General features: G+C 40.2%; 1 protein-coding gene. It reads right to left on the minus strand.

Features of this window, described 5'->3' with window-relative positions; all coding sequences use genetic code 11:
- Positions 1-244 precede the first annotated feature (244 nt).
- Positions 245-715, minus strand: a complete 471-nt coding sequence (locus B5F25_RS20930) for an ElyC/SanA/YdcF family protein (protein WP_262483280.1) — start codon at positions 713-715, stop codon at positions 245-247.
- Positions 716-849 lie beyond the last annotated feature (134 nt).

The following is an 849-nucleotide window of genomic DNA, read 5'->3' on the forward strand; positions in this document are numbered from 1 at the left end:
ATTTTGTATTGCCGGATGACCCGAAGCCCGGCTTCCACCGCCTTCCTCCGCCCTTTCCGCTACGCTCCAAGGACGGAGGAAGGCGGTGGAGGAGTTGCACTTCTAACTTGACGGTGGGGTTAAGTCTATAATTTTATAGGTGGTACTTTTTTCTGCTCCTCCCTATAAAACAGACTTTCTTCTAAAAAAGTCCCATATTCTACTGTCTAAATTTCAACCCGTTTCAATTCTTCTTTTAAGAGTGTCAGGAAGAAAAATTGGACATTAATTTAGAACTCACTAAATCTATAAATAATTTTACCCTTGCAAGAAATTCCCTTGAAATGTTCCGTATCTTCTTCTTTGCAATGTTTGGCATAGTTGCATTGTAGGCAATGGCTTGCAAGCCATAATGTTCTGCAAGGTATATGGCTCTTTCATTGTGGTACTTCTGTGAAATGATAGTAACGCTTCCCAAGTCCTTGACTTTGGTTATTGAATATAGGGTGCGCGTTCCTTGATAGTCCAAAGAAACCAAGCTGTCAGGAACTCCCTGTTTTATCAATGAATCTCTCATTGCTATCAATTCATTGCATCCTCCATTGTTTGAATAATCTCCTCCACTTGCTATAATCCGTCTTATCTTTCCACTATGGTAAAGCATTGCGGCAGCTTTGATTCTTTCATCAAAGTAGTAGTTATGCTCGCCGTTGGAAGTAATGGGCGAAGTTCCCAATAACAGACCAACTTCATTAGAGTTTATGTAAATTAGTTATGATAGTTCCAAGGGTTGATTTTAATTCTGAGATTATGCAGTGCCATACATGTGGAAAAGATGTTTTCTACAAAGTTGTTCGCCCTGAGCCTGCA

It is taken from the genome of Bacteroides sp. An19 (assembly GCF_002160215.1).
In the GTDB taxonomy this organism is placed as follows: domain Bacteria; phylum Bacteroidota; class Bacteroidia; order Bacteroidales; family Bacteroidaceae; genus Phocaeicola; species Phocaeicola intestinalis.